A 2,584-nucleotide genomic window follows, 5' to 3' on the forward strand; every position below is an offset into this window, starting at 1 on the left:
ATGCAGGATGTCGTCGTACAGTGCGACGAGCTCGGGTGCGGGATCGAGGCCGGTCTCCTCGGCCAGTTTCTGTCGGGCCTGCCGGTAGGCGTCCAGCGCGCCGGCCACGTCTCCGATGCGGTACAGGCCCACCATCAGTTGGCCCCACGCCCGCTGTCGCAGCGGGTGCCTGTCGAGCAGGCCGCGTAACCGGTGCACGACGTCGGCCGACGCGCCGAGGGCCAGCATCGCCTCGGCGTGGTCCTCCTCGACGAGCAGCCGGCGTTCCTCCAGTTGCGCCACCCGCCGCGCCAGCCGTGGGCGCAGTGGCAGGTCGGACAGTGGTGCACCACGCCACAGGCGTAGCGCGTCGGAGAGTTCGGCCTCGGCCCGGTCCAGGTCCCGTTCGCCGGGGCCCACCCGCAGCAGGTAGCCGCCGGCCGCGGCGGTTATCCCGTCCCAGGTCGCCCCACCGCCCAGTGACCGCCGTAGTCCGCGTACGTAGGTGCGCAGGTTCGCGGCGGCCGACGGCGGCTCGTCGTCGCCCCACAGCATCGCTGTCAACTCGTCGGTGCCGACGACCTCATTCGGGCGCAGCAACAGGGTCGCCAGCAGGAGACGCTGCTTCACCGAGCCCAGTGGAACCGACCGGCCGTCGTGGTACACCCGGAACGGGCCGAGGAGTTCGAAACGCAACCAGGCACCTCACCTGTGGGCACTGCCATGTGCTGCCACGTTTACAACACCCGGACAACGCGGGCGAGCGGATGTCTGTACGCCAGTTGTGCGGCGGTTGTACGGGGCCCACCGTACCGTTTTACCGTCCGCACCGCCCCATCCACGAGCGTCCACCCCTTGCCCCCGGTCGACTCGTCTCGTCGTGCCCGGGGTGGGACCGCGTGGCCGGCCGCCTGAGGGCCGATGTGGCCGGTTTGACCCCTCGTCATCATCCCGACGACCTGAACATCAGATTGGATCACACTCAATGAAATCCAGGATTGCCGCGCTACTGACGGCTGTCGCACTGGCATTCACAGCAATGGTCGTGACAGCAGGTCCGGCCTCCGCCGCCACGGCCCCGTGCCGCCAGTACAGCTACGGCTACGGCGGAACCGGCAACTGCGTCAAGGCCATTCAGGGCATCGCGAACGTCCTCTCGATCACCAACGCGGCGCGGTCCGAGGCGGGTCCGGTCGCCCGGGACGGTCGCTTCGGCTCCCAGACGCAGGCCGCGATCATCAAGATCCAGCGTGCGGCAGGCATCGCCGTCGACGGATACGTCGGCCCGCAGACGTGGCGGGCGCTCTGCTACTACGGGGCGTTCTGGGGACACGACATGCAGGCCAAGGCCGACTACCGCTGGGCGAAGTCGTACGCCTGCTGATCCGCCCATCAGCCGGCTGCGACGTACCTGCCGACCAGCGACTCGCAAGGTAGGTCCGGACGCGGGGGGTGTCCGGACCTACCTTGCGGTTCCCCCGGCCTCATCGCCGTCGCGGCGGTGGGGCGGCTGCCGCCCGGGGGCCAAGGTCAGGCGACGTTGTGGGGGCGGAATTGAACGCTCACCCGAGGGCCCACCGGGCGGGTGGTCTTGGGGATGGCGTGCTCCCAGGTGCGTTGACACGAGCCGCCCATGACGATCAGGTCGCCGTGGCCCACCGGGAAGCGGAGGCTCTCACCGCCGCCGCGTGGGCGGAGCAGCAGCGGTCGGGGCGCTCCGAAGGAGACGATCGCGACGATGGTGTCGCTGTGCGCGGAGCGGCCGATGGTGTCGCCGTGCCAGGCCACGCTGTCGCGCCCGGAGCGGTAGAGGCACATGCCGGCGGTGACGAAGGGCTCGCCCAACTCGGGCGCGTAGTGGCTGGTCAGCGCGGCCCGTGCGGCGGTGAGCACGGGGTGGGGGAGTTGCCGTGCGCCGTCGTACCAGCAGAGCAGCCGGGGCACGTCGACCTCGGCGTCATACATGGTGCGCCGCTCGGCCCGCCAGGGCACCTCGGTGAGCAGGGTGTCGAGGACCGAGTCGGAGCCGCGCACCCAGCCGGGGAGGTGGTCGACCCAGGCGCCCCGGCTGAGCTGGTGTCGGCGGATCTGGCCGGGCAGTGGTCCCAGTGTGGGCCCGGCGTCGGCCAGGTCGAGCATCGACGGCTGGTAGGCGGCCTGCGTCATGCAGCCACCCTAGCAGCAGTTTCGTACACCCGTGCGAATGGTGGCGGTGGCGCGGTCAGCGCGGCACGGCGACACGCACCGCGTCGAACACCGCGTCCACGACCCGGGCCCGGCCCTGCCCGTCGACCGTGGACCAGGCGCGCGCGGTGAGCGTCGCCCGCCGCTGCGGCGAGCTGAGCAGCCCGTGCAGGGTCCGCGCCGCCGTGGCGCGGGCGGCGCGTCCGGCGACACCGCCGGCGGTCAGCTCCGGCAGTTCGCCGAGGCCGGCGGCCAGGCCGTGCCGCACCACCCGGGTGTACGACTCACGTTGGTTGTCGACCACGCAGACCAGGGCGCTGGGGGCGCCGAGGCAGCAGAGTTCCCAGGTGGACGTGCCGGCGGCGCTGACCACCAGGTCGGCTCCGGTGATCAGGGCCGGCAGCGAGGTGGTGGGCGGGAC

Annotated in this window: 3 protein-coding genes and 1 pseudogene; 1 reads left to right on the forward strand and 3 read right to left on the reverse strand. The window is 71.6% G+C overall.

The window, feature by feature from the left end; translation table 11 throughout:
• A partial coding sequence (locus KBX53_RS29230) for a BTAD domain-containing putative transcriptional regulator (protein ID WP_210862835.1) occupies nt 1-675 on the reverse strand: 675 nt, incomplete at its 3' end.
• Between the two features lie 349 nt (nt 676-1,024).
• On the opposite strand from KBX53_RS29230, the gene KBX53_RS29235 reads away from it, so the two are divergent.
• On the forward strand, nt 1,025-1,363 hold the full coding sequence (locus tag KBX53_RS29235) for a peptidoglycan-binding protein (RefSeq protein WP_245233726.1): 339 nt from the start codon (nt 1,025-1,027) through the stop codon (nt 1,361-1,363).
• A gap of 146 nt (nt 1,364-1,509) precedes the next feature.
• Here the strand turns inward: KBX53_RS29235 and KBX53_RS29240 are convergent, their stop codons facing one another.
• Nucleotides 1,510-2,145, reverse strand: coding sequence for an alpha-ketoglutarate-dependent dioxygenase AlkB (locus KBX53_RS29240; protein WP_030335857.1), 636 nt, complete (start codon nt 2,143-2,145; stop codon nt 1,510-1,512).
• 55 nt (nt 2,146-2,200) lie between these two features.
• A pseudogene (locus KBX53_RS29245) lies at nt 2,201-2,584 on the reverse strand (spore coat protein); the annotation flags it as partial.

Origin of the sequence: Micromonospora sp. M51 (assembly GCF_018070305.1) — a bacterium.
Lineage (GTDB): Bacteria > Actinomycetota > Actinomycetes > Mycobacteriales > Micromonosporaceae > Micromonospora > Micromonospora parva.

Coding starts and splice junctions, on each gene's coding strand:
- KBX53_RS29240 (WP_030335857.1), bottom strand. CDS start 2,145: ATGACGCAGGCCGCCTACCAGCCGTCGATGCTCGACCTGGCCGACGCC.